Genomic DNA, 26,532 nt, shown 5'->3' with positions numbered 1-26,532 from the left:
TTTTTGGACTTATTTGGCCTCTTGAGGCATAAAAAAGGCTCCTAAAGAAGGAGCCTTTTTTACCGGTCTAGTTTGGGACTAGGAAACGACTATTTGGAAAAAAATCGTTTTTCTACTTCGTCTGGAAGTTTTTGTCCTGTGAGTTTAGCTCTTTGGACTAGTTCCCAGAAATAGCGATATGTAGCGCGGTCATGTAAGTCACCATCATGTTGGATCGGTCCCCACTCTGCATCTTGAGCTTTGATGAGAATATCACAAGCAGTTTGTGTTTCTGCAAAGTTAGGAGCCATTGCATCCAAGATGGATTGGATTTGCGCAGGATAAATAGACCACATACGTAAAAAACCAAATTCATCATGGGCACGTTTTGCATCCGCATAAGTTTGGTAGATGTTCTTAAGATCCAAAGTTACGTTATGGGCAGGAATCACTCCATTCATTAAAGCAGCAGCAACCATATTGGATTTTGCTCTTCTAAGTAGTTCATGGTCAAATTGACCAGGAGATTTCATACAAGATGCAGGGATTGCACCGTGGTGGCCTGAGATAAAATCCATAAGACCAAAATCCAAAACTTGCAACCAAGGTAATGCCGCAATTTCGAATACGTCATTGAGCGCGCCGTGAGTTTCAATTAAAACGTGAATAGGAATTTCTCTTTTGATTCCAGCTTTTTTACAAGCTTCTTGAATGTAGGTGATTTGTTCTTTGACTTGGCTTGCTTTAGTTGGTTTTGGAATTGTGATGTAAGCAATTACATTTCCTGCCCCTGGAACGATGATATCAATATCACCTCGCCAATGTTCGTTGGTATAATCATGGATACGAACTCCACTCATTTTATGTTTGTTGAGTTCAGAGTTTTGGATGCGAACAATCATCTCAGCATGTTCTTTTTCCTTTCCAGTTTGGGCACCGTCTTCGCAGTCCATCGTGATATCAAAAAGTCCACCGAGTTTATTTTGTAACTCGAGAGCTTTAGTGATGAGTTTTTCAGATCCAGCGAAGTGTTCACAAGCAGGGATGATAGGGAAAGGTTTTTCTCCTGCAAAGAGAGCTGATTGCGGGTGAGTCAGTGCCATTTAATATACCTTTTTCGGATTTTTTTACCAAGTTTTGTGAATTTTGCCTATCGTCGAGGAAATATTCGCGAAATCAGAGAGGTCCCTTGGGCGAACCCCTTCGCTACCTCGGGGCCGGGCCAGTCCGGGCTACGCCTTCGGCTCCGGTCGAAAATTCGACTTCCCCTTCCTGTCCCTTTCGCGAAACTGACTATCAATTTGGATCCAAACGATATTTACACACCTGCCGGCGGTCCTCCACCCCCCAGTCCGAACGTAAAATTTCTTTTTGAAAAGTGGGGAGAAGAAAACATCCGGAAACTCGTTTCTGAGTTTTATGATCTGGTGGCTACCTCGGAAATACAATGGATGTTCCAAGGGGACTGGGATCACGCCAAAGAAAAACAGGCTGACTTTTTGATACAAGTGTTAGGTGGCCCAAGTTATTATCTAGAAAAATGGGGACCTGCCAGGATGCGGATGCGACATTTTGTGTTTCCAATTTCTGAAAAAGAAAGAGCCGTTTGGTTTCGTTGTTATGACGAAGCTTTACAAAACTTCGATTTTGAACACGAAGACAAAGTAGATTTTCTATATTTTTTGGATGGGTTTAGCGGTTGGATGGTCAATCGAAAAGATTCAGTCAAAGAATAGACGACAAAAAAAGTATACGTAGACTCACCTTTTTTTCCCTTAAGTTAGGGAGGTCATTAGTTATGATTTTCTAATAATTTGAGAATGACTGCTTTTTGTGCGTCCAACCGGTTCTCGGCCTGTGTAAAAATAATGGAACGATCACTTTCTACCATTTCCCTCGTAATCTCATATCCTGCATGAATTGGCATATCGTGCATCACTTTTGCTTTTGTATTTTTTAGAAGTTCTGCATTTACTTGGTAAGGCATCATGAGTTGGATTCTTTCTTCTTTTTCTTTTTGGAATTTGGGATCATTAAAATATTCCATATCCACCCAAGTGTCCGTATAAACATAATCTGCATTGGAAACAGCTTTTTTTACATCCGTTTCCCAAGAGATGGTACCTTTGTTTTTGGCTCTTTCAATCGATTGTTTTACGATGGAATCTTCCGAAGCTATAGGGGTTACCAGTGTTAAATGGATTCCAAGAGCTGCCGTGATTTCAATTAAAGAATTGGCTACGTTGTTGTGTACACCAATATAACAAAGAGTTTTCTTTTGCCAATCCTGTGGAGAATCCATAACGATTGTTAGTATATCCGCTAATGATTGGCACGGATGAAATAAATTACAACAGCCATTGATCACAGGAACGGTTGATCCTGATTTTAAAACGAGTAGGTCCTCATGTTTTTTGAGCCTAGCCATAATGATGGCAACGTTACTCGAAAGATATTTTCCTTCAAAATCAATATCAGAAAGTAGGAAATTGGAAGCCATCCAATCCAAAAATATTGCATGTCCACCAAGTTCTGTCATTCCCGCTTCGAAGGAAACTCTGGTTCTTGTTGAAGTTTTTTGGAACAACATGGCAAGAGATCGGCCAGCCATATGTCCGGAAAAATAAACGCGATTTTTCTTTACATAAACTGCAAACTCAAGAAGTTCACGGATTTCTCCATCACTCCAATCTTGCCAAGATATCAAATGTTTAACTTGGGACATAGCTTCCCAATGATTATCGGATCAGGAAAGAAGCAAATCGAGAGATTCTCATCAGATTCTAACCCTAATTCTTATTTTTTTTCTTTTAAGCGACCGATTCTGCCATAGACCGTGCAATGATAAAATTTGGAAGGATCAATTCTTCCAAAAATTTGATTCCAAAGAGTATGCCTTGGTCGGTTTCCTTTTTCCAAGCAATTTTACCTTTAAAAGAAATTCGTGACCGAGTTAAATCACTTTCGATGACTCCCGCCACAAGGTCGCGGTCGTTTAGTGGTATCTCTTGTCTTAAACTGCCACTCACTCCGAGTTCTGAAATATTTCCAATCTTTGCTATCAGGAATTCTGGTTGGTCATTGATAGAAAATAGTTTTAAGACCAAATCATCCCAATCTAAAGATTCAATGCGATCGGTTCTTCTTGTATTCAACATATACAACTCCTAAAGGTCTAGAACACTATTAAGCATAAATCGTGCCAACTGGGTGTAGGTGTTGGTTTTTTGTCGTTTGCCACTGACTTAAAATCGGGAAGACATCCATTTGCCCTAAATTGTTGTTTTTTGGGCCTAGGGAAAATCTGGATATGATTGGGTTTTCATCAAACTGTATCATTTGGATACAATTGAAATGATTCTAAGTTTAGACTGAATTTATATTATTTCTAACTTGCCGATTCCGGATCAATTTTAGGACTATTCCAATTATATGCTGAGACAAAAATTTACACCTCTATTCGTTTCCATTTTACTCGTCACTCTCGCTTATTGCGGGCCAACGCCAGAGACCAAAGATTTGCAATTGAAAGCCAAACAAATCATTGGCGCATTGCCAGAAAAAATGCCTGGTTCTGAAAATGACACAGCAGAGTTAGTTTCCTTGGGAAAAAAACTCTACTTCGAAAAAAAGCTATCTGTGAACGAAACACAATCTTGTAACTCTTGCCACAATGTGGAAGGGAAAGGTGCCGGTGTGGACAATCTTCCTACGTCTCCAGGTGCTTTCGGTAAAAACGGAGACAGAAATTCTCCTACAGTTCTCAATGCGGGATTTCATTTTGTTCAATTCTGGGACGGACGTGCTGCGGACTTGAAAGCACAAGCAAAAGGTCCTATTTTGAATCCAGTGGAAATGGCGATGCCATCGGAAAAAGAAGTTTTAAAACGCCTCAATGAAGATGAAGAATACCCATCCTTATTTGCAAAAGCTTATCCTAATGAAAAAACTCCAGTGACTTATGAAAACTTAGCGGGAGCAATCGCTGCCTTTGAAAGAACTTTGGTTACTTTTTCACGATTTGATGATTTTATCAACGGAGATTACAAAGCAATTTCACAAGCAGAACAAGAGGGGTTTAAATCATTTATGGCAGCAGGATGTACATCTTGCCATTCTGGAAACCTTCTCGGAGGAAATTCTTTCCGTAAAATGGGCCAAGTGAATGAATACAAAACTAACGATCTTGGTTTGTACAATGTCACTAAAAAAGCAGAGGATAAATATTTCTTCAAAGTTCCAAGTTTAAGAAACATTGCTTTGACTGGACCCTATTTCCACGATGGCCAAGTTAAAACTTTAGAGGAAGCAGTGAAGAAGATGGCTTACCACCAATTAGGTATGAATCTTTCTGAGGATGAAACAAAAAAAATTGTTACCTTCCTTGGAACTCTATCAGATAAAAATCGCACCAATTAATTCCTTTCTTTGATTGATTTCTCCTTGGATCTTAAAACCAAATTTAGAGATCCAGGGGGAATATCCCCAACGGACCTAATTAATCCATAACAAATAAAAATATACTTTTCTGGGCTGAAATAGAAGAATAATTAGACTATGTCCCCAACTTATAGAGACCAACTCTTTGCCTGGATGAAATCTTACGTCTATCGGTATTCAGAAGCTCCCTTTCGTTTAGCAAGTGGCCTTGAATCCCATCATTATTTTAACTGTAAGGAGATCACCCTCCATCCCGAGCGCCTTGCTGCTCTTGCGGAATGTTTTGTGGAAGAAATCATTCCTAAAATGGGTGCCGACTTCCAAGCTGTCGGCGGACTTACGTTAGGTGCTGATCCATTGGCTTATTCCATAGCACTTGCTTACCAAAAAAAGGGGAAACTCATTTATCCACTTGTTGTCAGAAAGGAAGCCAAAGGGCATGGAACTGGCCAACAAATAGAAGGTTTCTGGAAGGAAATAAAATCCTGTTTGGTCGTAGATGATGTAATTACTACAGGTGGATCGACTCTGAAAGCAGTCCAAGCTTTAAGAGAGGTCGGGATTTCCGTAACCCAAGGGATTTGTATCTTAAACCGCGAAGAAGGTGGTGCAGAGAATTTGGAAAAAGCCGGTGTCCAGATGGAATCTATATTTCGCAAAAGTGAGTTTTTCTGAATGAGTAACCAAAAAACATTTTTGTATGATGTCAGTTTATTTAGAAATAAACTATTAAAAAGAACTTGGGCAGTTGTATCCTTATTTGTAGTTTTTGTTGCATATAACAGTCTGCAGGTGCCAAAAGAAGGTAGGGTACAGTTTTTTACCATTTTTGTTCCTTTGTTAGTATTGTTCTTTTGGTTTCTCCGAAAAAATTACTTAAAACAGATAGAAATTTTATCATCTGGGCGAATTGAAATCGAAGGTGGGTCTTTAAAACAGTTTGATTCGAACGGAAATTGTGCTTCTATTCGGATGAAAGATTTAGAGCAGATAACAATCGATAAATTTCGTGGATATGATCGTATTGTTTTAGAAACAAAAGAAAAAATCTATCCACTTGTAAACATTGAAAAGCAGGAAGAATTAGTATCAATACTTGAAAAGGAATCAGGAATAAAAAGAATCAGTGATTTAACCGAAGACAGGTTATGGACGATCAAAACTCCATTATACTTTTTGCCAAGTATTTTGGTTTTGATAGCGACCTATCTTCCCACGGTTAGAGAAAAATTTCCGATTCTTTCTAATGAGTTTTTGGGTTTATTTTTTAACGTAAATTTGATCATTTACCTTCTTTATTTACCTGAAAAACAAAATTATACCATTAGTCAGTTTTCGTTAAAACGAAGGATGATTTTTATTAGTTTGGTGGTATTTTTCTTTCAGGTTTATATTCAATTAGATAAGTCTGGTTGGTTAAAAAATTAATTTTAACTTTCCTGTTTTGACCCTACACTTTGCCTAAGTAAATTTAGTTTTGCTTGGGCATATCTTCGTAATTCAACCATTTCTGTTGCATATCTTTTTAATAGATTGTCTTGGTCCATACGATTTTCCATTAGTTGTAAGGTATCACGAACATACTTAATGTCCTTTTCGTCTTTTAATTTACCTGATTGGATTAGTTTTTTTACAACATCAAATTCATATTTTCTAAAATGAACGCGTAACAAGAATTCGGTGGAAAAATTTTCTTTTGCTTTAACCCAGTTTTGATCAACCTTTTCTTTTGGTGTTTGTTCTTTTAGTTGGTCTACGGCTCGTTTGGTTGGGTCGTAGTCTTTAATCGCTGCATTGGCTAATTCCTCGGAAGCAATTACTTCATCTTTGAAAATTTCTTGCAGTTTAGTTCTACGCCATTGGTCGGTATACTCGTAACTTTGCGCAGTCAACATCCTTTGGAATTCTTCGAGCATTACTGACAAATTAATCGAGCGACCGAGAGGAGTATTGTTAAACTCTTTAATTTTTGGAAAGAGTTCTCGCGTGATTTGAAAGGCAGATTTCCTTTTGTAATTACTTGCTTCGTATAATTTTTCCAAAGTTTCTTCGGAATGTCTTTTTAATTCGTTCAAAATGAACGGTTCTGCGAATACGTAAGCATCTTCGCCGTAAACAAATAAATTTGGATCAGGAGCGACTATGGATACAATAAAAATATAATGACTGTCTCTTAGCGCGGTAAGTAATTTCCTGAGATCTTCTTCGGTTCTTGATAACTGTGAAGACCAAATCCGCAAATGTGAATCTGAAGTCGGAATTTTTTCTCGTGATTCGAGGTTTTCTTTCCGAATCATTTCTGCAAGTTCCAAACAAACTTTGATACTTCCGGCCATGAATAAAAATTACCAATAGCACCTTTTCGGTAAAGAATTATTCGTATTGCAGTTCTTTTGAAATTCTCATCTTCTTCAGGAAATAAAATGGCAGTAGGCAAATGAAAAATGTGATTACGGGAATCAGTATCGGGAGTTTTACTACAAGTGCAGTTGGGTATTGGAAGTCGAGGATCCATCCAAATGCATTTCGATTGATTCCAAAAATAACAATGGGGGATAAAATGATACTACTGACAATTCCTGAAAGGATTCCAAATGAAATTAGGAATAGTGTTTGGCTGTAGATTAGTTGGAACATTTGGTATGAGTCCATACCGATTGCCTTTAATCCAGCTAACATTTGTGATTTTTCTTTTATAAAATAAATAAGTGATGTTGTTAGTGCAAGTAAAGAAATAAAGAGGGCCGAAATCTTTAAAGTGTCTAAAATAGAAAAAACTTGGTTCATTCCCTCTAAATAAAGTTTCTTTAATTCAGTTTGGTTAATCAATTTTAATCCATTCGTTTTTGCTATATCTTGTAGTATGTTTAATGTTTGTTTTTCCGTGATTTTTTTGTTTTTAGTGATTCGTATCGAATTAAGATATTTGATAAAGAAGTTTTTCTGAAAAAATGAATAATCCATCATTATGGTTCCTCTTTCGGAGAAAAAATGATCTTTTTCATCTTGGATGTAAATGGAAAGTTTCGAGTTTAGTTCGGTGCTGATCGTAATGGAACTCCCTTTGCAAATTCGATCCAAAAAACATAAGTTTTTTGAAACGATTAATTGGTTTTTGTCATAACCCGATTTGAAATTTAATACATGTAAAGTGTAGTATTTCCCGTTTACGATAAATTTTGAATCAATGTAGAAGGGCTCTACCGTAGAAAATTCTGGAACTGTCTTTAGTGTTTCAAAGAGGACGATAGGAACTCCTGGTTCTCCGGAGTTTAATTTTTTTTCGTTGATAAGAGAGTAGTCTGATTTGTTTTCTTCATCCACCCAATGAATGAGTGATCTTTCATAACTACTTGTCAAACTAGTAAGGGTAAAAACAAGAGAGGTAGATAACATAATGGTGGAACAAGTGAGTCCATGTTTCCAGGGTTCCATTTGAATTTCTTTCAATCCTATTTTAATTGTTTGAGGAAAATGAAATTTTGAAAAATAATCATCTAATATTTGAACAAAATAAGGAATGGCCAAAAAGTTTAATGCTACAAATCCAAGAATCACAAATCCAACCCCGATCATGCCTGGTAAAATCTGTTTAGCAAAACTAAGAAGACCGAGAGTTACTCCCAATAGGATAAAGAGGATGGAAAGAAATAAGGTTTTTTTGTTTGTGAAACCAAAAAAGAAGTCGGTTTTCGAAACATCTCTTTCTCGTATTAGGTCGATCGGAAGAATTTTATATGTTTTGTAAGAATTAAAAATCGAAGCGAGTACAGATCCAACGATGGAAATCAAAAAACCTGAAGCGATGATAAAGAATGGTATGTTGCGATAAGAACGAATTTGTTCGGAATCTGTGATAGTGTTTACTGTAGTGAATAAGTTGGTATTGGCAATGAATACTCCTAACGATATTCCTAAAATTCCCCCTAAGACTCCAATGACAATCGATTGCGATAAAAATAGTATAAAGTTATTTATTTTGTCGGAACCAATCGATAATAAAATTCCAAATTCATGTTTTCTTGCTAAATAAAGCCCAGTAAACATATTGGAAACCATAAAAAAAGATATCAAAACCGAAACTAATGAAACGATAGTTAGGTTAATTTTTAAGGATCCTAAAGCGATTCCTGCACGTTCCAAAATTTGTTCTTTAGGTTCATAGGTCCAATCTGAGGAATTTATTTTGTTTATAGTTTTTGGTTCTATTTCGTTTTCTTCTTGGATTAACCATATCGAGGTAATTTGATTTTTTTGATTACAAATAGATTGAAGCTTTGTTATATCCATAACAAGGAAAATGCCATCTATGGGAATAAGATCAAAATCTTCCCTTGTGATAGAAACTTCCTTTTCACAAATGAAAAACTTTGGTGTCTTTTGTTGTAACTGGAATTTTTCGAATAGAGACTGGCTAAAAAAATATTTGGGTATTTTTTTGTTTTCCTCTTTCCTGAGGGAGGCTGGAAACGTTAGAAGAATATCTTTTCCTATAACGGGAAAACTAAGAATTTGTTCCTCGTTTAAGTGGATTGTACCTCTTTTTTGGAATTCCGGTTCTAACTTTACGTTTTCTAAGTTTTGCTGGTCTATCTCTTTTAGAAAGTGATCATCTGCTCCTTGGTTTTGGTTGTTTGCGACATACCTCCCGATAAATTTTTCGGAGGAATATCCGAGCATTTGGTCGAGTACACTCTGCTCGGCCCGCCATGCATTGATTTGTGTGCTCACAAATAAAGCAATGCCTAAGCTAATTGCAGCAATCGATAGAAATGTTCGGGAAAAATTATCTTTAAAGTATCGATAGATGAATAAGTAATAAAGAAATTTCATTTTTTTAGAATTTTGCCATCTAACATTCGCAGATTAATATCTCCAGAATCGCCGATTTGTTCGTTGTGGGTCACAAGAAACACAGATATGCCTAATTCATGAACACATTGATAGAATAATTTCATAATGATTTCGGAAGACCTTGAATCTAAGTTTCCCGTTGGTTCATCTGCTAGAATGAGTTTGGGTTGATGCACCATCGCACGAGCAATGGATACTCTTTGTTTTTCGCCGCCTGACATTTCTTTAGGAGTAAATTCTAACCTGTGTTTGAGTCCCACAAGAGAAAGAGCGTTTTGGGCTTTGGACACTGCAATGTTTTTTGGGGTTCCTAAAAGGTATAAAGGTAAAGCAACATTTTCCACTGCCGAAAGGTAAGGGAATAAATGGAAAAACTGAAATACGATTCCGATTGTTTTTCGTCTATAAATGGTAAGTTCCTTTTCATTGGCACAAGAGAGCTGGTTTCCGAACACATTGACTTCACCTGAATCTGCTAATTCAATTGCGGATAGGATATTTAGTAACGTTGACTTACCGCTGCCGGAAGGCCCCATAAGGGTAACTAGTTTTTTTTCTGCGATTTCAAATGAAATGTCATTCAATACAGGAAATGCAAAATCGCCTTGGTAAAAAGTTTTGTTAACATTTTGGATTTTTATGACAGAGTTTGTGTTCGATTCTTTTTTTTCACTGCTCACTAAAAATAACTTCCCATTTATAAGACAGTCGAGAATATCAAGATATCGGTAAAACTGATTGATAGCACGTATATTTTTTATTCTACTTCTGTCAGTCCTTGTGATCGGTAAGTCACAGTCCTGGACTTCGCTTGCGGAGTTTACCGAGTCTGGTGAGATCTTTACCTGTGAGAAAAATTTGGAAGAACTTCCGGGAGAAGAAGAAAGTGTTCTTTCTGTTCCCATATTCCCTGTTCTCATTTTAATTTCCCAATCTTATTCTTTTCGAAATATTCCTTCTTTCGCTTACCAAATCATTTCGATCAAATTCCCTGATCGCCGGGGCTCTCCCCAACTTACATAACAGACTTATTTCTTTAAAATTTAATTTTTGAGGTAGTTATGTTAGAAGATGAAAGAATTTCAATCTTCAGATCGATCCTAGTTGGTATATCGGCCTTGTCGCCGCTTGCTATATTTTTGTTTTCTAATTACGATGTTTTGTCTGTGGACTTTCCTATTTTGGTTGGTTTAGTCATTCAAGCATATATTGGATTTTCTTCCTTTATGTTGGTTCAGTCTTATGAGCCTAAAGAAAAAAATAAAGTCACGGTCGGCTATATAATCTTTTGGTCAGCGTTAGGTCTTTGTTATTTGTCAGGAAAATCACTCTTACTGCCTATTGCATTGGAAGTAACGTCCTTTTCTACTATTTTGATTTATTCTGGTACTGAGTTTGGCAAAAAACAAATCGAAAGTTTGGGTTCATTACTTTTAGCATCTGGAATATCAGCACTCTTTTTGTCCGCCTGGGTGATGTTACCTGATGGCGACAATATCGGTATTATTTTACTTCTTGTTGGTTTATTGATTAAATCCGGATTCTCCGGATTTCATTTGTGGATTCCTAAAGTAAACGAGGGAGGTCCATCACATGCTCTAGGTGCTTTTGCAGGAGTTTTGGAAGTATTCCCTCTTTTACTTTTTTACCGGTATGTTCTACCGAATCAATTGGATCCAATCATTTATCAGATTTTGTTCCCACTTGCAGCATTGGGAATATTCTTCGGTGGAATTACTAGTTTCTTTCATAAAGATCCAAAAATATCTTTGGCATACAGTTCAGTTGAATCGATTAACTTTCTTTGGTTATGTTTGATCATCGCTGGAATGTTTCAGTTTTCAGTTGATTCGGAACTTATGACTTTAAGTAATTCTTTCCGAATATTGTTTTTTCTTGGTTTATTCCATCATTCTTTTTCAAAGACGTTCCAGTTGTTTTCTATCGGTATGGTGGCAAGGCTAAAAAATTCAAGTTCCAGTGATGAGTTAAAAGGAATCGGAAGACTCCTTGGAATCTCTCCTTTGTTGTTAGGTGCAGGTACTTTTAGTTATGCTGTACTTCCGGGCACTCTTGGATTTGTATCTGAAGCAACATACTTTTATTTGAATGCACGGATTTTGGATATGCCGATTGGTCGCTCGGTTTTTCTTTTGCCTTCGATGATATTTATCTTCTTTGGGATAGTCCTTGGTGGATTTACACATATCAAATTGTTTATGAGTTTATTTTTGTCTACTCCAGGCAAAGACATCACTATTCAACCATTTGGAGTGCAAAAAAGAAGATGGGTAACCATATCTTTGTTTAGTTTAGCATTAGTAATTTTTATTTTTCCTTTATTGATTCCTTACTTCGTTCGATTGCCAATGTTAAGTCCATTTGTCGATCCGCAATTGTTAGATTGGTTTTGGACCTTATCTTTGGTATCTTATGTAACGATTGGAACGGTGATTATTTTCCGATTGTATGATCGTTATCAACTAAAACGATACGGACAACCAAAGAAAAAAAATTGGGATTGCGGTGGAGGTTACAGCGGCCACGAACTCTCAATACCGACATCGGTTTTTTCGGAACCGTTACGGAATTCACTCGGCAGGTATTTTTTAAGTAAGACAGGAGAATCAAAAGTGGATTCTTTTTTAATCAAAGGAATTACTTCATTTTTTCGTTTGGGAATAGGGATAATGTCTAAAACAACTCATCCTAAAGATGAAGATGTAAGTCAATACCTTGCCATTTCATCTATTTTTCTAATCTTCATTTTTTCACTGCTTATCTTAGGTGATTTTGGGGGTTTATAAATGAATACGGTTATTTATTATATTTACTTGGTAATTCTTTTTATTGTAATGCCATTTCTTCTAACGGGTATTATACGGAAAGTTAGGGCCTATGCCCAAGGTAGGCGAGGTCCAAAATTACTTCAGTTTTTTTGGGAAGTGGATAAATCGCTTAGGAAAAAACCAATTTCTCACACAAACATTTCTGATTTTACACACTTGGCGCCAAGGGTCGCGTTGTTTTCATCAGTTATGATTTGGAGTGTAGTTTTGTTTGAATGGGCTCCTTTTATACTCATTCCGTTTTTTCTTGCTCTTTACCGGTTTTCTTATGTTAGTTTTGCGATGGAGGGAGCTTCTTCTTTTGGTGGGATGGCTTCGGGAAGAGAGATTTTACTTTCGGTAATGGCTGAACCCACATTTATTTTAATGATCCTTGCGGCCCAGTCACATATTGAAATTTCTGTTAGTCCGCAAGGTGCTCTAATTGGTTTACTTTTCCTTTCCTTAGCATTTATTGCAATCCTTGCAGAACTCGCCAAACCACCGTTTGATGATCCAAGAACGCATTTAGAGTTAACTATGGTTCATGAGGCGATGATTTTGGAAGCTTCTGGGAAACAATTGGGACTATTTGAATTGGCAAGTTCCATAAAACTTTCTACTTTGCTTGTTTTTCTTGTAAAGTTAGCACTTGAACATTCTAAATTATTTCGGAATGAGGTTTTGGATAGTTTTGCAAGAGAGCTTATGATTGCTCCGATGGTGATACTACTTGCAATCATTCTTGGCTTCTGGGAGTCGAATAGTGTTCGAAGGAAGTGGAGTTGGATCCCTGAGTTTATGGGATTAACGTTCATCGCGATATTAATTTTAGGCACATTGGTTAAATTGTCTTAAAGGTTGTTATGATTTACGATTTTATTTATTTATTATTGTTACTTACTGGGATCGTCGTCTTAGTCGAAAACCGGTTGAGTCGAATTATCTTTTTTTTAAGTGTGCAAGGGTTCCTTTTGGTTTTCCCTGTTTTGCAAACACATGATGGCGACTTAAAACATGCCATTTCACTGATTGTTATGGTAGTATTGTTTAAAGGTATACTCACACCCTGGGTTTTGAATTGGACTGCTAATAAATCAAAAATGAATGAGAGCACAACGCCGCGATTTGGTTACTTAGCAACTTTGTTGTTTATGGTACTTGGTTTGGTTTTGGCCGTAAAAATTACCGAAGGTGTTTCTGTTCTTTCCATTCCAGTACATAAAATAGGTCTGATTTACGTGATTTTACTCGTTTACGTGGGTATTCTTTGTTTTGTTGTTAGACGAAATTGGCTTGCTCTCATTGCCGGGTTTTGTGTTTTCGAAAATGGAATTTTTGTTTTAACTATGGTTTTAGACAAAGGCCTTCCTGTTGGACTTGAATTTGGATCTTTTTTAGATGCGATTTTAGTCATTGTATCGGGTGGAATTTTGCAGCTCTCTCCTCATATGCATACTAAGGAGAGAAAACTATGATGGCAGAACTTTTTTATCTTTCGGGAGTCATCGCATTTATCGTAATATTTTTAGTCTCTGTTTTTGCTCCAACGAAGGGGCAAACAAGGATTTGGTTATGGAGTATTCTGAAGATATGTTTTTTTGGATCTTTATTTTACTCTTGGTTTACTGATAATATTGTTCTCAAATGGATCTTGATAGAAGCTTCTACCCTCTTTGGAGCTTTGCTCATTTCCTCTAGTGGAACGGAGCGTTCCTTTCATGTCGGCTGGAAATTTTTGCTTATCAATTCCTATGCTTTAGGTCTTGCATTTTTAGGAATTGTAATCCTACTGTTTGTCTCTACTCCTTTGGAGAATTTAGACTTTAATACTTTGAAACAGGGGTTAGTCGGCCAGAGCGGACTTTTGATTGAGACTGGGATTCTACTAACGGTTTATGGATATAGTGGTAAACTTGGCCTTGTACCGAATCATTTTTGGGTAGGGGATACCTACGCGGAGAGTCCAAGTCAAATTTCTTCTTTGATTGCTTCCTTTGTGCCGGTCAGTGTGGTATTGGCCATCCGCCCTCTCATTCAGTTAGAACGTGAAATCAATCCACATATGATTAATGCAGCCAATGGAATTTTGTTTATTGGGGTTCTAACCATTCTTTATTCTACATTGGTTCTTTTTTCGAAAGAAGATATTCGAAGGATCTCGGCTAAGGTCGCTCTTTTCCATACTGGTATGTTGACTTTGTTTTTATGGTTAGATGTATCGGATGATATATTTTACTTTTTACTAACAACTACAGTTCTTGTGAAACTTTTAGTATTTCTTTCTATGGGGATTTTGCGGATGGATGCAGGGAAAAGGAATATTTCGCAAATTTTAGAAAACTCTTCGCTTAGTCATAAAGCATTGTATATGTATCTCTTGGCGCTACTAGTAGCCTTTGTATTTCCTTTGTCACCAGTTTTTGTTTTAGATTTAAAGGTAATTGAAATAGCAATCAAACAAAAGTTATTCTTCTTGTTTTTGTTCCCTATTATAGGAGCCATATTTTTCTTCATATCATTGAATAAAGTATTGCCTTTAGTTCGTTTGCCGAATCGGAATTTTGATTCAGGGGTATATAGAATATTACAAACAAGATTGGTATTCTTTTGGTTTAGTTTTTTATTCACTGTACTAGTTGGGTCGTACGGTTTAACCTATTTGTTGGCAGATTATATATGGAAAAGATAACAGGCATTACTAATTTTGATGGTGTTTATCACCAATACGTGATCCGTGATCAAAAAATGATTCGGGAAGAAGTTGTATCTAAAAAAAGTAATATCGATTTTCTTTTAGATCCTAAGTATCCTGTATGGCTTGTACGTCATGCCTTTGGACAGGACATGGGTGTGGAAGATTATTCTGAATTAAAAGAAGAAGATTATTTATCTGATAACCGAGGTAAAAACCTTTCTTTACATCAAAAAACGGGGATAGTCAGGGATTTGTCGTATCATGGGTTACATGTTCCTTTTCACGCCGGAACTTATTCTCATGCGGTGGGTCCCATTCATGCAGGAATCATCGAACCGGGTCATTTCCGTTTTATTGTAGAGGGAGAGGATATCCGTCATCTAACCATTCGCTTGGGATTTCAATCCAGGGAGATTCGTGAAAAAATTAAAGGAAAATCTGTATCTGCAGTTATACCTTTCTCCGAAACTATATCTGGTGATACGAGCGTTGGTTATGCGGTAGCCTTTAGTAAAATCTATGAAGAAATGTACGGAATTGAGGTTTCAAAGAATACGTCTTTGTTTCGATCTTTTTTAATCGAATTGGAACGTATTGCCGTTCACATCGGAGATTTAGGTGGAATTTCAGAAGATATCGGTTATTACCCACTTTATGGAGTTTGTGTTACGGATCGGGGAGCTGCATTGGGTCTTATGGAAACATGGACAGGGAATCGTTTTGGGAAAGGTGCTGTCCGACCTGGTCGTGTTCGAGTGAATAAACGGATTTCCGCAAAACAGGCAAAAGATGCTTTTTTCAATTTAAAAAAAGTTTATTTTAAGAGGGTTCGACCGCAGATTTTAAGAGCTCTATCTGTTTCAACTTTAAAAGAAAGAATGCAGGGTTGTGGATTTATCTCAGAACTAGATGTCGAGAAAAATGGATTTCTCGGGATGGTCGCACGTATGGCCGGAGTGAGTGAAGATTTGAGAATAAACCATCCCGATTATCCTAGTTGGAATCTTTTACCACTACAAGAAGAACACCATCACTATAATGGAGATGTTTGGGCTCGCATGTACATTCGTTATGCTGAGATTGAACAGTCGCTAAAATGGATGGAATCTCATTTGGAAGAAATCAATTGGGATTCTTTATGGTCGGATAAAGAAATAAGCTACGGAACTCAAATAGAAAGTAAATGGAAACCTAAACCAGGAATTTATACTGCTGCTGTAGAAGCTTGGAGAGGCCCACTTTTAGTATCTTTAGATTTTGATCATGAAGGTCTTATAAAAAATTCTTATATTCGAGATCCTTCTGTTTTGAATTGGCATGCTTTAGAGTTAGCAGTTCGTGGTGAGCAAGTTGGAGATTTTCCTTTGAACAATAAGTCGTTTAATCTTAGTTATGTTGGTTTTGATTTATGAATTTTCTATATGAATTAAAAAGTTTTTTTTTCCCTAAGAATGTTTTAAATTTTGACAAGGCTTCTCCTGTTCATCCCACGAGCCGCGGGATTCCTGTTCCAACAGCCAAAATGTTAGAAGGTGCTCATTCTTTAAATCTATCTGCGGAAGTTTGCCCTACCGGTGCCATTCGAATTATTTCAGATTCTGAAATCCAATTTGATTATGGTAAATGTTTACAATGTGGGCTATGTACTGAATGTTCGGATGGTAAACTTCGTGATTCAGGTTTTATTTATACATTCGCTTTGCATCGTGAGGAATTAAAAGTAACTTATATTTCTGGACGTATGCAAAAAAAAGATTTTCCTCACAACCTAACACCAAACCAAGAGTTGTTTCATTCCTTAACCAAAAAGCGAGGTTTTCTCTATCGTGAGGTTGCAGCATCTGGGAACAATACAGTGGAATCGGAACTGAATGCTTCTTTTAATTCTGTTTTTGACTCGGAAAGGGAAGGGGTCCGTTGTGTGGCCAGTCCCAAACATGCAGATGCCATCGTGTTTTCCGGTCCTGTGGGGAAAAATATGTCGGCTCCTTTGCAGACTGCTTGGGACGTAATGGCAGAACCAAAAGCTCTCATCGCTTGCGGGACTGAGGCAGTGAGCGGTGGTTTGTTTCCTATGGGTCCTGTTCCGAAAGAACCCGACCTCTATATTTCAGGAGATCCCCCAAGACCTGATGTCATTCTACAAGGTTTTCGTCTTTTAATGGGAAGATTTTCTTTCCGTTTTCAAGAGGCGCTTCTCAAAATTTTGGAGAATGAAAAATAAGGTGAGTGGATTTAGAAAAAGAAGAAATCGTTCGTGTCCTGGTCTTAGAACCGCAAAAGAAATCGTATGATACTATCTCCCAATTGCTCAGTGAGTGGTTTGGAGACTACATAGAACTAACCTGGCGCTCCGTTTTTGAAAACGGAGCCGAAGAAATTAAAAAAGCTCAATACGATCTGTTAATAACGGAAATCCAATTCCCCGAATTAGAAGATTCTCCAGAATCTGTTTTAGAAATGATTATGGACTTAGCTGGTCCATCAGAACTTCCTGTGGTTGTATTTACCAAGGCCGAAGGAAAACAATTACCTATTCATGCTTTTCAATTAGGGATAAATGAATACTTCGGTAAACGAAGGTTAAAGAAAAATGTATTGGAACATAGATTCAGAAATTTGTTCCGAGAAGTTTATCGTAAAAAAGTAGTCTCCATTCAAATGGATGATAGTTTGAAACGATTCCAAGATCTTTATGGTATGAACCAATCAGAAATTCAAGATTTGAATTCAATGGTGAAAAAATTTAAAAAGGAATTAGAAAAAGAATACGAAGAAAAATTAAATTTAGAAACCGAAAAAAAGAAAATGCAAAATGTTTTCGGGATGTATGTTGATCCAATCATTGTCGAAAGTTTGATGAATAACACACTCTCCCTTGATCAGAAAGGGAAAGAACAAGAAGTTTCAGTTTTATTTTCGGATATTCGTGGTTATACAACACTTTCTGAAAAAATGAAACCAGAACAAGTGATTTCATTCTTAAATGAATATTTCACGGCAATGACAGAAGTGATTTTGGGTTATGGGGGAATGATCGATAAATACATTGGTGATTCCATTATGTGTTTGTTTGGTGCTCCTGTTTTTCAAGAAGACCATAGACAGAATGCTTTGGATTGTGCCGTAGAAATGGTGCAAGTCTTTGAACTTTGGCAGCCGAAGTGGAAACAAATTTACGGTTTTACTCCTCAAATTGGAATCGGCCTCGCTTCAGGAAAAGCAATTGTAGGGAATGTTGGATCGTTTCAGAAACTTTCTTACACTGCTGTTGGTGATACAGTCAATATGGCAAGTCGACTAGAATCAATTGCTAAACCGATGGAAGTTTATGTATCAGAAGGACTCTATAATTTTCTCCCAGAGGAATATGCCAACAAATACAAATATGAGGAATTGGAACCTGTCAAAATCAAAGGAAAAGAAGGTTTACACCGAATTCTCAGTGTCAAGCCCATCTAATCATTGTTATTTTTTTGTGTGGTATTCTTTTTAAAGAGTGCTACAGAACTGGTATAATTCGTTTGTTTTTAGTTTTTCTTCTTTTGCAGTTAAAAATGTTTTTTGGTCCTCTATTTCAAGGCCTAGTGTTGTTTTATACTCTTCAAATTTTTCTAATGCACCTGGTTCTTGTTTTCCATGTCCCGTAAACTTTGCAATGACTCCTGCAAATCCAATGATTTGTCCGAGCGGAGTCTGTTCGGAAACTGGTTTAGAAAGATCTTCAATAGAGCTAATAATAATATTAGGCATTTTCCAAAGTTTAGCGGCAGCGCTTCCCATTTCATAAGAATCTACACCGAAGGTTTTTTTCTCGAGGGAAATCAAACTAGAGTCTGAGGTTTGAAATTCGGTAAGAACTTCCACATATTTTTTTCTATCAATGGTATTGAGTACAATTCGTCCCAGATCCTGCATAAGTCCACAAGTGATTGCCAGTTCCGCTTCTTTTTTAAATTTCTTTTCTTCACAGAGAATTTGTGCGAAGATTCCTTTCGCAACCGAATGATCCCATACTTCATCCCGGAATTTTTTATAATTCCCTTGGCTAAAAAGGGAGTCGGTCATTGACATGGCCACCATACTGCGGACCGTTTTAAATCCTAAACGAGTGATGACTTGTTTCATATTGGCCACCGGATTTCCCCGGGAAAAAAAAGGGGAGTTGGCCAGTTTGAGAAGTCTTGCCACAAGCACTTGATCTGATTGGACTTTCTTTTCTAACTCGCCAAAAGAGAGTTCATTGTCATCATCTAGGGAAAGTACGGAAAGTAAGACTGGCGGAACAATCGTCAGGTCTTTGATTTGGGAAAGGTATTCTTCTACAGTTGCCATTCGGATAGGGACCTTAAGTCAGAATCTAAAACGATGAGACTAAGGAAACCTAAAACTCCCAACTATCTGGCAACGATTCGGGCAAATTCAATTCCTTTGAAATAATGTTGTAAGATTTCCCTATGGTTGAATTGACTTTTTGCCATTGCAAAACTGCCCCATTGAGACATTCCCACGCCGTGTCCAGAACCAAGGCCCTTTATAAAATAGTCTCCCGATTCTTCCTTACGAATTCCAAATCTTGTGGATTTTAATTTGGTTGCACCTAGTTTTTTTCGAAACTCAGTAGCTTTGATTTTTTTGGATCCAGATGTTCCAATGATCTCCATTTCGTTTACCCTTGAGGAAGGAAATCTACTAGAAACTATAATATCTTGGATCTCTCCTACACCTAAGTATTGTAAGTTTGTATTTACGAAATCAGGTTTCCATTTTTCTTCCCAAGAATACTGCTCTCCATCTTTATCATATTCGGATGGAACTGGTTTTAGATATTCTACTGGGCTACCCCAAACATTTATGGGATCTTCGGTATATCCACCGGCATTCGAATGGAAAAAACTTTGGATGGGTTGTCCTTTATGAATCAGGATAAGACCTTCTGTTTCAAATACTGCCTCTGTCGTATTTCTATGTTCTTTGTTTTTACCTTTATAAACTTGTGTGTTTGTTGATGTATCAACATCAAACTCTTGTTTTTTGCGGTTTAACATTTCTCTCACCACATAGGTTCTTGCACAAATAGCTTGCGCTTTTAGCGCTTCTTTGGGCCAAGAGGCACTAACTTCTGAAGGAACAACTGACAAAAGATATTCTTCAATTGGTACTAAATTGATGATATAAACTTTTCCTTCGATGGGTTTCAGAAGAACCGATCCTCTGTAACTGACTCCCTTATACTCCAAAAATTGTGAATTGCTATGAATGGAGATTGGAGCCTTAAGAGCTGTAGGATTTAAGGAAAGAAAATCGTAGGCTCTTTTGATCGTGAGGTCATTGGCATCTCGAACGATGATTTCTCCCGAAGACTTAAAAGTTTCTTCTTCAGTGGCGTATCCAAGAAATACCCGAACCGGTTTTGATTTGAAATTGGATTCTTCGGGAGCCCAGTTGGTCACCATCACACTCGCACAACCGATTTGTCCTAAAATGACAAGACTAATGAATAAAATCGATTTTTGAATCTTCATAGTACCCTCCCTTCCATTTTCGGAAAAAAAACGAAATTGGTGAAGGGATTTATAGGGACTTTCTTCGAAAGAAAAGAACTGATTCGGTATGGGGAGTATGCGGATAGGGATCGATGAGAATCCCATCTACAAAATCATACTGAGAAATAAAAATAGATACATCTTCTTTTTGTGAATAAGGATTACAAGAGACATAGAAAACATACTCAGGTCCAAAGTCTCTGATCCATTGGTTTACTAATTTTCCTGCCCCAGCCCTTGGTGGATCTAAAATGAGAGTCGAATTTTCCTTTGCCTTAAGAAGTTTTGTCGACATAAATAAATTGGCAATTTGAAAGGAAAAAGATTTGTTTGGATGGTTTTCTTGAAAAGTTTTCGATGCTATCTCTATCGAGGATTCTGTAAGTTCGTAGCCATCCACATTTGAAAATGAATCGCCGTATAACAAAGAAAAGAAGCCATTACCACAAAACAAATCGATTAGATTTTCACTCGTTTTAGATAACCTTTCTTTGATAAAGGAAAGGATAGGTAAAAAACCGTTTGGGTTTGGTTGGAAAAAAGAATCAAAAGGAACCTGGAAAGTTTTTCCTAGAACCAGTTCTTCGAATGTGGATTTCCCTCTTAAAATTTCGGGTCTCCCAAAAGCAGAGACTTCCGATTTTGGCCTATTATAACAGAAAAGTAACGATTCTTGTGTTAAGGATTCCAAACATAAATTTCGGAACTGATCCATCAAAGGATGTGATTCATATCCATCCGTAAATGTAAAAATTAAAATTCCATCCTCAGTATTCTGTGCCTTACGAATGGTAAGGTATTTGAGACCACCTTCTTCTGATTTTCTGTCCCATATTACTTCAGGCATTTGGTTTAGTACATTTTGTACGTCTTTTAATGCTTGGTTTGCCCAATTAGATTGGATAGAACAAGTTGAGATCGGTACGACCTTTCTAAAATTACCACGTTGTCTTTGTCCTATGGTCGGACCAGGGAATACAGAAAAATCCATACGGGATCTGTATTCATAAATCTTTTCTGATGGAAGTGGTTGAATGGAGATTCCTAAGTCTTTTTGGAATGTATTTATGATGGGTGAAAATTTGATCTCTAATTGTTCTTTATAATTTATATGTTGTCCGGTGCATCCACCACATTCACCAAATACGTTGCATTTTACCAATTTCCAATCATGGTTACGAATGGTTTCTTGAATACGTAACGATCTTTGTCTTGGTCGACGTTTGACATATTCTACAAGGAGTTCATCTCCAGGATAAGCGAAAAAAACATTCACCTTTTTTCCGTTAGGTGCTGTGACAATTCCAGAAAAATCCGAATCTAAACTTTCAACAACGACTTTGTCCAATGTTTTCTACTTGCCAGTTCCTTTTGATTTTTATAGGATTTCCGACATGGTTTTTTCGAAAAGACTCTTTTATATCCTGTCGAGTTTCCTGTTTTTTACGGGATTTCTCTCAAACATTTCTGCGCAAGTCCTTCTCACCAACCAAATTTTAGATCTCAGATCAGAAACATCTTTTGGGCAATCCGTCCATAAATGGAGTTTTAAACCGGGCGATTCGCCCTTGGTTTCGGATGAACAGGAAGATGATCTTTATTTAGATGAGGAAAACGGACAAACCAAAGCTTTACGTTTTCTCCATGCCCAACCTGTTTTAGAAGAATCTGTGAGAAATGGTTGGATTTCTGGATTTCAAATTCAAACTGCTTGGGACAAAGTGCGAGATGGAGACGGAGAGTTTTATTTCCCTGACTTCAGACAATACCAAGAAACTTATCACGGTTATGGGTGGTATAGAACCGAAATTAAAATTACGGAAGATGACATTCGCTCTAAGTTCAAATCCAGAAATTTAACCGTCCGGTTGGGGCAAATCAGTCAAGCTGATGCAGTATACTGGAATGGAAAATTCATTGGAGGAACAGGTCTCCATTTAGATACAGAAGAAGGTTTTGAGTTAGAAGACAAATCACTTTATAGCGATAAAATTAGGTTTTATCAGATTCCGATAGACCAACTAAAAACCGATGAACCCAATGTTCTCGCAGTTCGAGTGTACGCCAAGTATCCTTTGAGTCCGGGACTTTCTCATGATAAATTTTATATCTCCTCTGTAAAATATTCCGAACGTGCAGAGTATTGGAACGATTTTAAAAAGATATTTGTGATCGTTCTTACATTGTTACTCGGAAGTTTTTATTTATATTGGCAATTTTTGTTTCGAAATGAGGACGATGCGACCATTTATTTTTCGTTGGGTTCTATGTTTATGGCTATTAATACTTTGTTTCAAAGCCAAATCATTTATTCTATCATTGGAGATGGTTTCTGGATTAAAAAAATAGAATACTTTACTTGGATTGGACTTATCCATTTACTTTTTAACTTTATCGTTAGGTTTGCTCATGTTCGAAAAGGTTGGATTCAAATCACTAACCGCTATATTGATGGTGCTGGCCTATTGTCCATGTTTGTGGTTCTGTTTTCTCCGAACTTATTATTTCTCTCTAAATTTTTCTTCTACTGGAGTTTTGTAACGATCCTACTTGGTGTCGCTTTATTTTATGTCATTTTTCTTGGGAGGAAAGTTCCTTCGATGGGTACAGTCTCTCTCGGTTTTTTTGCCTTTGTTTTGCTGATTCTGAATGATGTATTTGTGGAAATGCAATGGGAGTGGTATCCAAGTCATACATTCCTTAAGGATTATGCATTTGCAGCTTTTTCCATTTCGGTGGCATTATCTATTGTAAAGAATATGATCGATTCGAGAAGGCTCGTAGAAAAACAAAGAGAAGAAAAAGATCGACTTTCACGTTATTTTTCCCCTGCCGTAATGGAAACCATTGTTGCCGACAATATAAAGTTAGGTGGTGAAGAAAAACACATTGCTACTTTATTTTCCGATATTGTTGGATTTACAACATTTGCTGAGAAAAACCCTCCAGCTGTCGTTTTACAAAATTTAAATACAATTTTTGAATCTTTATCAGATTTAATTTTTCATTATTCTGCCACCTTGGATAAGTTTATCGGTGATGCGATTATGGCTTTTTGGGGTGCCCCGAAACAAACGGAACTAGATGCATATCATGCCATCGCTTGTGCAGTTGATATGCAGAAAAAAATGGAAGAGATCAATCGAGACCTAGGTGTTCCTCCTGGCACTTTCCGATTAAGGATTGGAGTCAATTTTGGGGAAGCCATTGTCGGTAATATTGGGTCTGTCAAACGTATGGACTATACTGTAATTGGCGATGCCGTGAACACTGCCGCAAGATTAGAAAGCCACGGAATCCCAGGAAAGGTTGCAGTTTCAGAAGCTGCCTTTCTTGCTGCAGGTGGTACTCAATATATCGAATTTGAAGACACAAAAGAGCTCACCCTCAAAGGGAAAGCTGAGCCTGTAAAAGTTTATTTTGTAACTAAAGTAAAACCAAGAGCATAATCCAAAATTTACTTAACCGATAACCAGAATTTTCTTTCAGATTCTGGTAGTTTTTCTATCGCATAACGCAGCATTGTTCTTGGCATCTTTGCTGCGTGAGATTGCAAAAAGTTAATTAGAATCTTTTTATCCCTGTTCCCAATCTCACGTAACATCCATCCGGTAGCCTTATGGATCAGATCATGTTTGTGGTATAAATAAGATTCACAGTAGCGCAATGTATCGTTAAAGTCATTTTTCCTAATAAAGTAAAACGTACTTAAGATTGATATTCGATTTTTCCAGAGATCCTTTGATTTGTGAAATTTATCGAGCACATCTCTTGGTCTTTGAAATAAGAAGGCACCAAGAATTTTATCGGCACTTGAATCGACTAAATCCCAATTATTGATTGAGTTTGTATGTTTTAGATAGAAATCTAGAATCTCTTTTTGTTTTTTTTCAGTAATATCTTTTGACTCAAATTTAAATACTAAAATAAATAGAGTTGTTAATCTTACCTCATGAAAAGGGGAAGTGATAAGAGATGTTAGTGATGGGATATCTATTTCTTTATAATATTTTTTTGCTATCTTTCTTTGGACAGGAACAGTGACTCCTAAAAATATATCTCCTTCTCCATATTCTCCTGGTCCCGTTTTAAAGAACTTCGGAAAAAAATCTGCCTTTTCTTTGTTTCCTTCTTTTTTTAGATCAGAGAGGATCTGTTCTTGTATTGGTTTCATACACCTAGAATCACTGTTAAATTGGCATTTGTCATATTTTCTGCAACGGTTTCGCACTCTTCCATACTACCTTGAAAACAAACCGCTTTTCCGTTTGTATGAGCATCCATTGCAATTTTTTTAGCTTCCTTTTTTGTTTTGAAACAAATTTTCATCAAACAATCTTCAACATAAGAAAATTCATGAATAGAATCATTGAAGAGAATAACAAAGTAGAAGTATATCGAATCAAAACTTGTTTTTGTTTCTTCTATTAATGATGGTTGGTACTCTTCTGTCATGGAAAAAGTGAGTCGGAGTTACCACTCAGTTCACCAATATACTGTAAATAGGAGTTCATTTTAAACTTCTTTTTTGTCGAATCGGAGGACATAAATCGAACATTTCCAAATACATTCCGTTCGGGAAACCAAGGCCTATCAAAGAGTCCAAAACACCAAAGGATTCCTGTATAGGAATTGGGATTTCTTCCATCGTATGCATATTTGTTATTCAAATGTTCTAAGATTAAAAAAGCCTCTTCGTAGGACTTGCTCCATTCGATGACTTTTTTACCCCATAACATACGCATATAGTTGTGCATTCTTCCTGTTTTTACGAGCTCAGTTTGGGCTGCATTCCAAAGTTCGTCGTGCGTTTTTGCAGATTCAAACTGCTCTAAAGTATAAAGATACTCTCTAGTATCCAATTTGTGTTTATTAAAATTGTTTTTAACCCAATCTGGAAGGTTTCCTAAATGGATACGACTTGGTTTATCTTTCCAAAAGAATAGAAAACCAATATCTCTCCAGGTAATGAGTTCATCTAAGAAGTGATTTGCCGAACTAGATTCGGAATAAAAATGTTCCCGGTCTCCAGGTTTACCATAGCTCATTCGTTCCGGGTTCCATTTCCCTTTGTTAGAGGCCTCCAAAACAGAAGTAAAAATTTCTTCAATGCCAATATGTCCGAAATGGAGGTAGGGAGAAAGTCCACTTGTGGCAGTTAGTTCTTGCGAATTAGGTTGGGACCTGCCTGTTTCATAGTTGTTTAATTTTTTCGATAGGAAAGTTTTTAAAATCTTTAGTGCATCGTTGCGACCACCTTTCACACCTTTGGCTGGTAAAACTTTTTCCTTAAATGCAAAGGTATTTAAAAAAGTATCTAAATCTTTAGGTAATCCGAAATTCTTTGGTGGCTTTGTGTTTTGATGGAGTCCTTCCAAATCTTTTTTTTCCCATTTTTGTTTTGTGAAATCTGGAATTCCTTTTAAAAACTCTTTATGAATCCAAATCCGTAGAATTCTTGCAGCACTAGCTTCTTTTTCAAAACGAGAGAACGGAAGAAGGGAATTACTATCCACCGCATAAAGTGGGCAATTCACCTTACTTGCAAGTTTTGTTGTTTGTTCGGGAATGATAAAACAAGGAAAGTCATCTGTGACAATTGCTGCGGCATCTTTGGAAATTGCTTTTAGGATTCCTTTTGCAGGATTTGTTTTGGTTTCAACAAATGGCCAGTAATTAATACCTAGTTCGTCTGCCCTTGTTTGGTTGTCATACATTCCTTCCAAAATAAATTTGTGTATCCTTTTCGAATTCCAAGGGTAATCGGAACGTAATCCTTCATAAACAATTAACTCTTTGCTATACTTTTTGGCAAGAGAGGTTGCATAAGCAAAGGCATGGTTCGAATCAAACCTACGGTAAGCCTGCATCCAATACAGGATGTATTTGCCATCATGGGAAAAAGAATTTTGGTTACAGCTTCGGATTCGGTCTTGATTCACTTCTATTAGAGGCTATTTTGATCTCAGTAGGCTTTGTTTTTTATCTGGGAGAGCAAAGATCGAATCCTAGATATGCTTATAAATCATGCATTGTGATATCATGTTTGGCATATTGATGTGTTATCACCAGTTCCCTTTCTCCAGTTTAAAGCTCCAATATTAAGAAATTTACACAAAATGGAGGGTTTTTAAGCATATAACCATTTTTTTTTCCTTCAAATCCTATCTGGCACAAATTGGGTACC

At 36.9% G+C, this 26,532-nt stretch carries 25 protein-coding genes; 13 read left to right on the top strand and 12 right to left on the bottom strand.

Features of this window, described 5'->3' with window-relative positions; all coding sequences use genetic code 11:
- Positions 1-89: 89 nt before the first annotated feature.
- A complete protein-coding gene (locus ND811_RS13800; protein ID WP_265352526.1) occupies positions 90-1,082 on the bottom strand; it encodes an HpcH/HpaI aldolase/citrate lyase family protein in 993 nt (330 codons plus the stop codon).
- A 198-nt stretch (positions 1,083-1,280) separates the two neighbouring features.
- On the opposite strand from ND811_RS13800, the gene ND811_RS13795 reads away from it, so the two are divergent.
- Positions 1,281-1,715, top strand: coding sequence for a globin domain-containing protein (locus tag ND811_RS13795; RefSeq protein WP_265352527.1), 435 nt, complete (start codon positions 1,281-1,283; stop codon positions 1,713-1,715).
- Between the two features lie 56 nt (positions 1,716-1,771).
- Here ND811_RS13795 and ND811_RS13790 read toward each other — a convergent pair whose 3' ends face one another.
- Both ND811_RS13790 and ND811_RS13785 read right to left on the bottom strand, forming a co-directional pair.
- A complete protein-coding gene (locus ND811_RS13790) occupies positions 1,772-2,704 on the bottom strand; it encodes an ornithine carbamoyltransferase (RefSeq protein WP_265352528.1) in 933 nt (310 codons plus the stop codon).
- A gap of 85 nt (positions 2,705-2,789) precedes the next feature.
- Entirely contained in the window at positions 2,790-3,137 is a 348-nt protein-coding gene (locus ND811_RS13785) for an LEPBI_I2431 family sigma-54 regulated protein (protein WP_265352529.1), read from the bottom strand.
- Between the two features lie 274 nt (positions 3,138-3,411).
- Between ND811_RS13785 and ND811_RS13780 the strand changes: the two genes are divergently transcribed.
- The 3 genes from ND811_RS13780 (at position 3,412) to ND811_RS13770 (ending at position 5,847) form a co-directional block, all read left to right on the top strand.
- Positions 3,412-4,398 carry a cytochrome-c peroxidase gene (locus ND811_RS13780; protein WP_407658905.1) on the top strand — a complete coding sequence of 329 codons (987 nt, stop codon included), beginning with the start codon at positions 3,412-3,414 and terminating at the stop codon, positions 4,396-4,398.
- Between the two features lie 138 nt (positions 4,399-4,536).
- The gene (gene pyrE, locus ND811_RS13775; RefSeq protein ID WP_265352530.1) at positions 4,537-5,094 is read left to right on the top strand and encodes an orotate phosphoribosyltransferase; all 558 of its coding nucleotides are present in this window, start codon (positions 4,537-4,539) and stop codon (positions 5,092-5,094) included.
- The gene (locus tag ND811_RS13770; protein WP_265352531.1) at positions 5,095-5,847 is read left to right on the top strand and encodes a hypothetical protein; all 753 of its coding nucleotides are present in this window, start codon (positions 5,095-5,097) and stop codon (positions 5,845-5,847) included.
- Positions 5,848-5,849: 2 nt separating this feature from the next.
- Here the strand turns inward: ND811_RS13770 and ND811_RS13765 are convergent, their stop codons facing one another.
- Genes ND811_RS13765 through ND811_RS13755 form a run of 3 tightly spaced genes read right to left on the bottom strand, consistent with a single transcriptional unit; the run spans position 5,850 to position 9,953 of the window.
- Entirely contained in the window at positions 5,850-6,755 is a 906-nt protein-coding gene (locus tag ND811_RS13765) for a hypothetical protein (protein WP_265352532.1), read from the bottom strand.
- 37 nt (positions 6,756-6,792) lie between these two features.
- Positions 6,793-9,252, bottom strand: a complete 2,460-nt coding sequence (locus tag ND811_RS13760) for an ABC transporter permease (protein ID WP_265352533.1) — start codon at positions 9,250-9,252, stop codon at positions 6,793-6,795.
- Entirely contained in the window at positions 9,249-9,953 is a 705-nt protein-coding gene (locus tag ND811_RS13755) for an ABC transporter ATP-binding protein (protein ID WP_265352534.1), read from the bottom strand. Before ND811_RS13755 ends, ND811_RS13760 begins: the two co-directional genes overlap by 4 nt.
- Before the next feature lie 58 nt (positions 9,954-10,011).
- Between ND811_RS13755 and ND811_RS13750 the strand changes: the two genes are divergently transcribed.
- From ND811_RS13750 to ND811_RS13715, 8 genes are read left to right on the top strand one after another with little or no spacing between them, the layout of a single operon-like run.
- Positions 10,012-10,296, top strand: a complete 285-nt coding sequence (locus ND811_RS13750) for a hypothetical protein (protein WP_265352535.1) — start codon at positions 10,012-10,014, stop codon at positions 10,294-10,296.
- A gap of 38 nt (positions 10,297-10,334) precedes the next feature.
- Complete coding sequence (locus ND811_RS13745) at positions 10,335-12,080, top strand: proton-conducting transporter transmembrane domain-containing protein (protein ID WP_265352536.1); 1,746 nt, start codon at positions 10,335-10,337, stop codon at positions 12,078-12,080.
- Positions 12,081-12,959, top strand: a complete 879-nt coding sequence (locus ND811_RS13740) for a respiratory chain complex I subunit 1 family protein (RefSeq protein ID WP_265352537.1) — start codon at positions 12,081-12,083, stop codon at positions 12,957-12,959.
- Positions 12,960-12,967: 8 nt separating this feature from the next.
- A complete protein-coding gene (locus tag ND811_RS13735) occupies positions 12,968-13,579 on the top strand; it encodes a formate hydrogenase (RefSeq protein ID WP_265352538.1) in 612 nt (203 codons plus the stop codon).
- Positions 13,576-14,793: a proton-conducting transporter transmembrane domain-containing protein gene (locus ND811_RS13730; RefSeq protein WP_265352539.1), complete on the top strand. Its 1,218-nt coding sequence runs from the start codon at positions 13,576-13,578 to the stop codon at positions 14,791-14,793. Before ND811_RS13735 ends, ND811_RS13730 begins: the two co-directional genes overlap by 4 nt.
- Positions 14,781-16,211, top strand: a complete 1,431-nt coding sequence (locus ND811_RS13725; RefSeq protein WP_265352540.1) for a hydrogenase large subunit — start codon at positions 14,781-14,783, stop codon at positions 16,209-16,211. The genes ND811_RS13730 and ND811_RS13725 overlap by 13 nt, the downstream gene beginning before the upstream one ends.
- Positions 16,208-17,023 carry an NADH-quinone oxidoreductase subunit B family protein gene (locus tag ND811_RS13720; RefSeq protein WP_265352541.1) on the top strand — a complete coding sequence of 272 codons (816 nt, stop codon included), beginning with the start codon at positions 16,208-16,210 and terminating at the stop codon, positions 17,021-17,023. The genes ND811_RS13725 and ND811_RS13720 overlap by 4 nt, the downstream gene beginning before the upstream one ends.
- A gap of 5 nt (positions 17,024-17,028) precedes the next feature.
- Positions 17,029-18,261 carry an adenylate/guanylate cyclase domain-containing protein gene (locus tag ND811_RS13715; RefSeq protein ID WP_265352542.1) on the top strand — a complete coding sequence of 411 codons (1,233 nt, stop codon included), beginning with the start codon at positions 17,029-17,031 and terminating at the stop codon, positions 18,259-18,261.
- A gap of 30 nt (positions 18,262-18,291) precedes the next feature.
- Here the strand turns inward: ND811_RS13715 and ND811_RS13710 are convergent, their stop codons facing one another.
- The 3 genes from ND811_RS13710 to ND811_RS13700 all read right to left on the bottom strand — a co-directional run bounded on the left by ND811_RS13710 (position 18,292) and on the right by ND811_RS13700 (position 21,693).
- Positions 18,292-19,134, bottom strand: coding sequence for an HDOD domain-containing protein (locus ND811_RS13710; protein ID WP_265352543.1), 843 nt, complete (start codon positions 19,132-19,134; stop codon positions 18,292-18,294).
- A gap of 62 nt (positions 19,135-19,196) precedes the next feature.
- Positions 19,197-20,324 (bottom strand): SpoIID/LytB domain-containing protein, encoded by a 1,128-nt coding sequence (locus ND811_RS13705; protein WP_265352544.1) that lies wholly within the window; start codon positions 20,322-20,324, stop codon positions 19,197-19,199.
- Positions 20,325-20,373: 49 nt separating this feature from the next.
- Positions 20,374-21,693, bottom strand: coding sequence for a class I SAM-dependent RNA methyltransferase (locus ND811_RS13700; RefSeq protein ID WP_265352545.1), 1,320 nt, complete (start codon positions 21,691-21,693; stop codon positions 20,374-20,376).
- A gap of 46 nt (positions 21,694-21,739) precedes the next feature.
- Here ND811_RS13700 and ND811_RS13695 point away from each other — a divergent pair, with 46 nt between their 5' ends.
- Complete coding sequence (locus ND811_RS13695; RefSeq protein WP_265352546.1) at positions 21,740-23,794, top strand: adenylate/guanylate cyclase domain-containing protein; 2,055 nt, start codon at positions 21,740-21,742, stop codon at positions 23,792-23,794.
- Positions 23,795-23,802: 8 nt separating this feature from the next.
- Here ND811_RS13695 and ND811_RS13690 read toward each other — a convergent pair whose 3' ends face one another.
- From ND811_RS13690 to ND811_RS13680, 3 genes are read right to left on the bottom strand one after another with little or no spacing between them, the layout of a single operon-like run.
- Positions 23,803-24,519 (bottom strand): DNA alkylation repair protein, encoded by a 717-nt coding sequence (locus ND811_RS13690; RefSeq protein WP_265352547.1) that lies wholly within the window; start codon positions 24,517-24,519, stop codon positions 23,803-23,805.
- Entirely contained in the window at positions 24,516-24,800 is a 285-nt protein-coding gene (locus tag ND811_RS13685) for an ATP-dependent Clp protease adaptor ClpS (RefSeq protein WP_265352548.1), read from the bottom strand. Before ND811_RS13685 ends, ND811_RS13690 begins: the two co-directional genes overlap by 4 nt.
- Entirely contained in the window at positions 24,797-26,287 is a 1,491-nt protein-coding gene (locus ND811_RS13680; protein WP_265352549.1) for a cryptochrome/DNA photolyase family protein, read from the bottom strand. The genes ND811_RS13685 and ND811_RS13680 overlap by 4 nt, the downstream gene beginning before the upstream one ends.
- Between the last annotated feature and the right edge of the window lie 245 nt (positions 26,288-26,532).

The organism is Leptospira soteropolitanensis, assembly GCF_026151655.1.
Taxonomy (GTDB): domain Bacteria; phylum Spirochaetota; class Leptospiria; order Leptospirales; family Leptospiraceae; genus Leptospira_A; species Leptospira_A soteropolitanensis.
Note: the sequence above shows the minus strand (reverse complement) of the source record. Positions and strands in the feature narration are given on the sequence as shown.

Bases quoted from the DNA above. Each gene is read 5' to 3' on its own strand.
- ND811_RS13800 (WP_265352526.1), bottom strand. From the start codon at position 1,082: ATGGCACTGACTCACCCGCAATCAGCTCTCTTTGCAGGAGAAAAACCT.
- ND811_RS13790 (WP_265352528.1), bottom strand. From the start codon at position 2,704: ATGTCCCAAGTTAAACATTTGATATCTTGGCAAGATTGGAGTGATGGA.
- ND811_RS13785 (WP_265352529.1), bottom strand. From the start codon at position 3,137: ATGTTGAATACAAGAAGAACCGATCGCATTGAATCTTTAGATTGGGAT.
- ND811_RS13780 (WP_407658905.1), top strand. From the start codon at position 3,412: ATGCTGAGACAAAAATTTACACCTCTATTCGTTTCCATTTTACTCGTC.
- pyrE (WP_265352530.1), top strand. From the start codon at position 4,537: ATGTCCCCAACTTATAGAGACCAACTCTTTGCCTGGATGAAATCTTAC.
- ND811_RS13770 (WP_265352531.1), top strand. From the start codon at position 5,095: ATGAGTAACCAAAAAACATTTTTGTATGATGTCAGTTTATTTAGAAAT.
- ND811_RS13765 (WP_265352532.1), bottom strand. From the start codon at position 6,755: ATGGCCGGAAGTATCAAAGTTTGTTTGGAACTTGCAGAAATGATTCGG.
- ND811_RS13760 (WP_265352533.1), bottom strand. From the start codon at position 9,252: ATGAAATTTCTTTATTACTTATTCATCTATCGATACTTTAAAGATAAT.
- ND811_RS13745 (WP_265352536.1), top strand. From the start codon at position 10,335: ATGTTAGAAGATGAAAGAATTTCAATCTTCAGATCGATCCTAGTTGGT.
- ND811_RS13740 (WP_265352537.1), top strand. From the start codon at position 12,081: ATGAATACGGTTATTTATTATATTTACTTGGTAATTCTTTTTATTGTA.
- ND811_RS13735 (WP_265352538.1), top strand. From the start codon at position 12,968: ATGATTTACGATTTTATTTATTTATTATTGTTACTTACTGGGATCGTC.
- ND811_RS13730 (WP_265352539.1), top strand. From the start codon at position 13,576: ATGATGGCAGAACTTTTTTATCTTTCGGGAGTCATCGCATTTATCGTA.
- ND811_RS13725 (WP_265352540.1), top strand. From the start codon at position 14,781: ATGGAAAAGATAACAGGCATTACTAATTTTGATGGTGTTTATCACCAA.
- ND811_RS13720 (WP_265352541.1), top strand. From the start codon at position 16,208: ATGAATTTTCTATATGAATTAAAAAGTTTTTTTTTCCCTAAGAATGTT.
- ND811_RS13710 (WP_265352543.1), bottom strand. From the start codon at position 19,134: ATGGCAACTGTAGAAGAATACCTTTCCCAAATCAAAGACCTGACGATT.
- ND811_RS13705 (WP_265352544.1), bottom strand. From the start codon at position 20,324: ATGAAGATTCAAAAATCGATTTTATTCATTAGTCTTGTCATTTTAGGA.
- ND811_RS13695 (WP_265352546.1), top strand. From the start codon at position 21,740: ATGGTTTTTTCGAAAAGACTCTTTTATATCCTGTCGAGTTTCCTGTTT.
- ND811_RS13690 (WP_265352547.1), bottom strand. From the start codon at position 24,519: ATGAAACCAATACAAGAACAGATCCTCTCTGATCTAAAAAAAGAAGGA.
- ND811_RS13685 (WP_265352548.1), bottom strand. From the start codon at position 24,800: ATGACAGAAGAGTACCAACCATCATTAATAGAAGAAACAAAAACAAGT.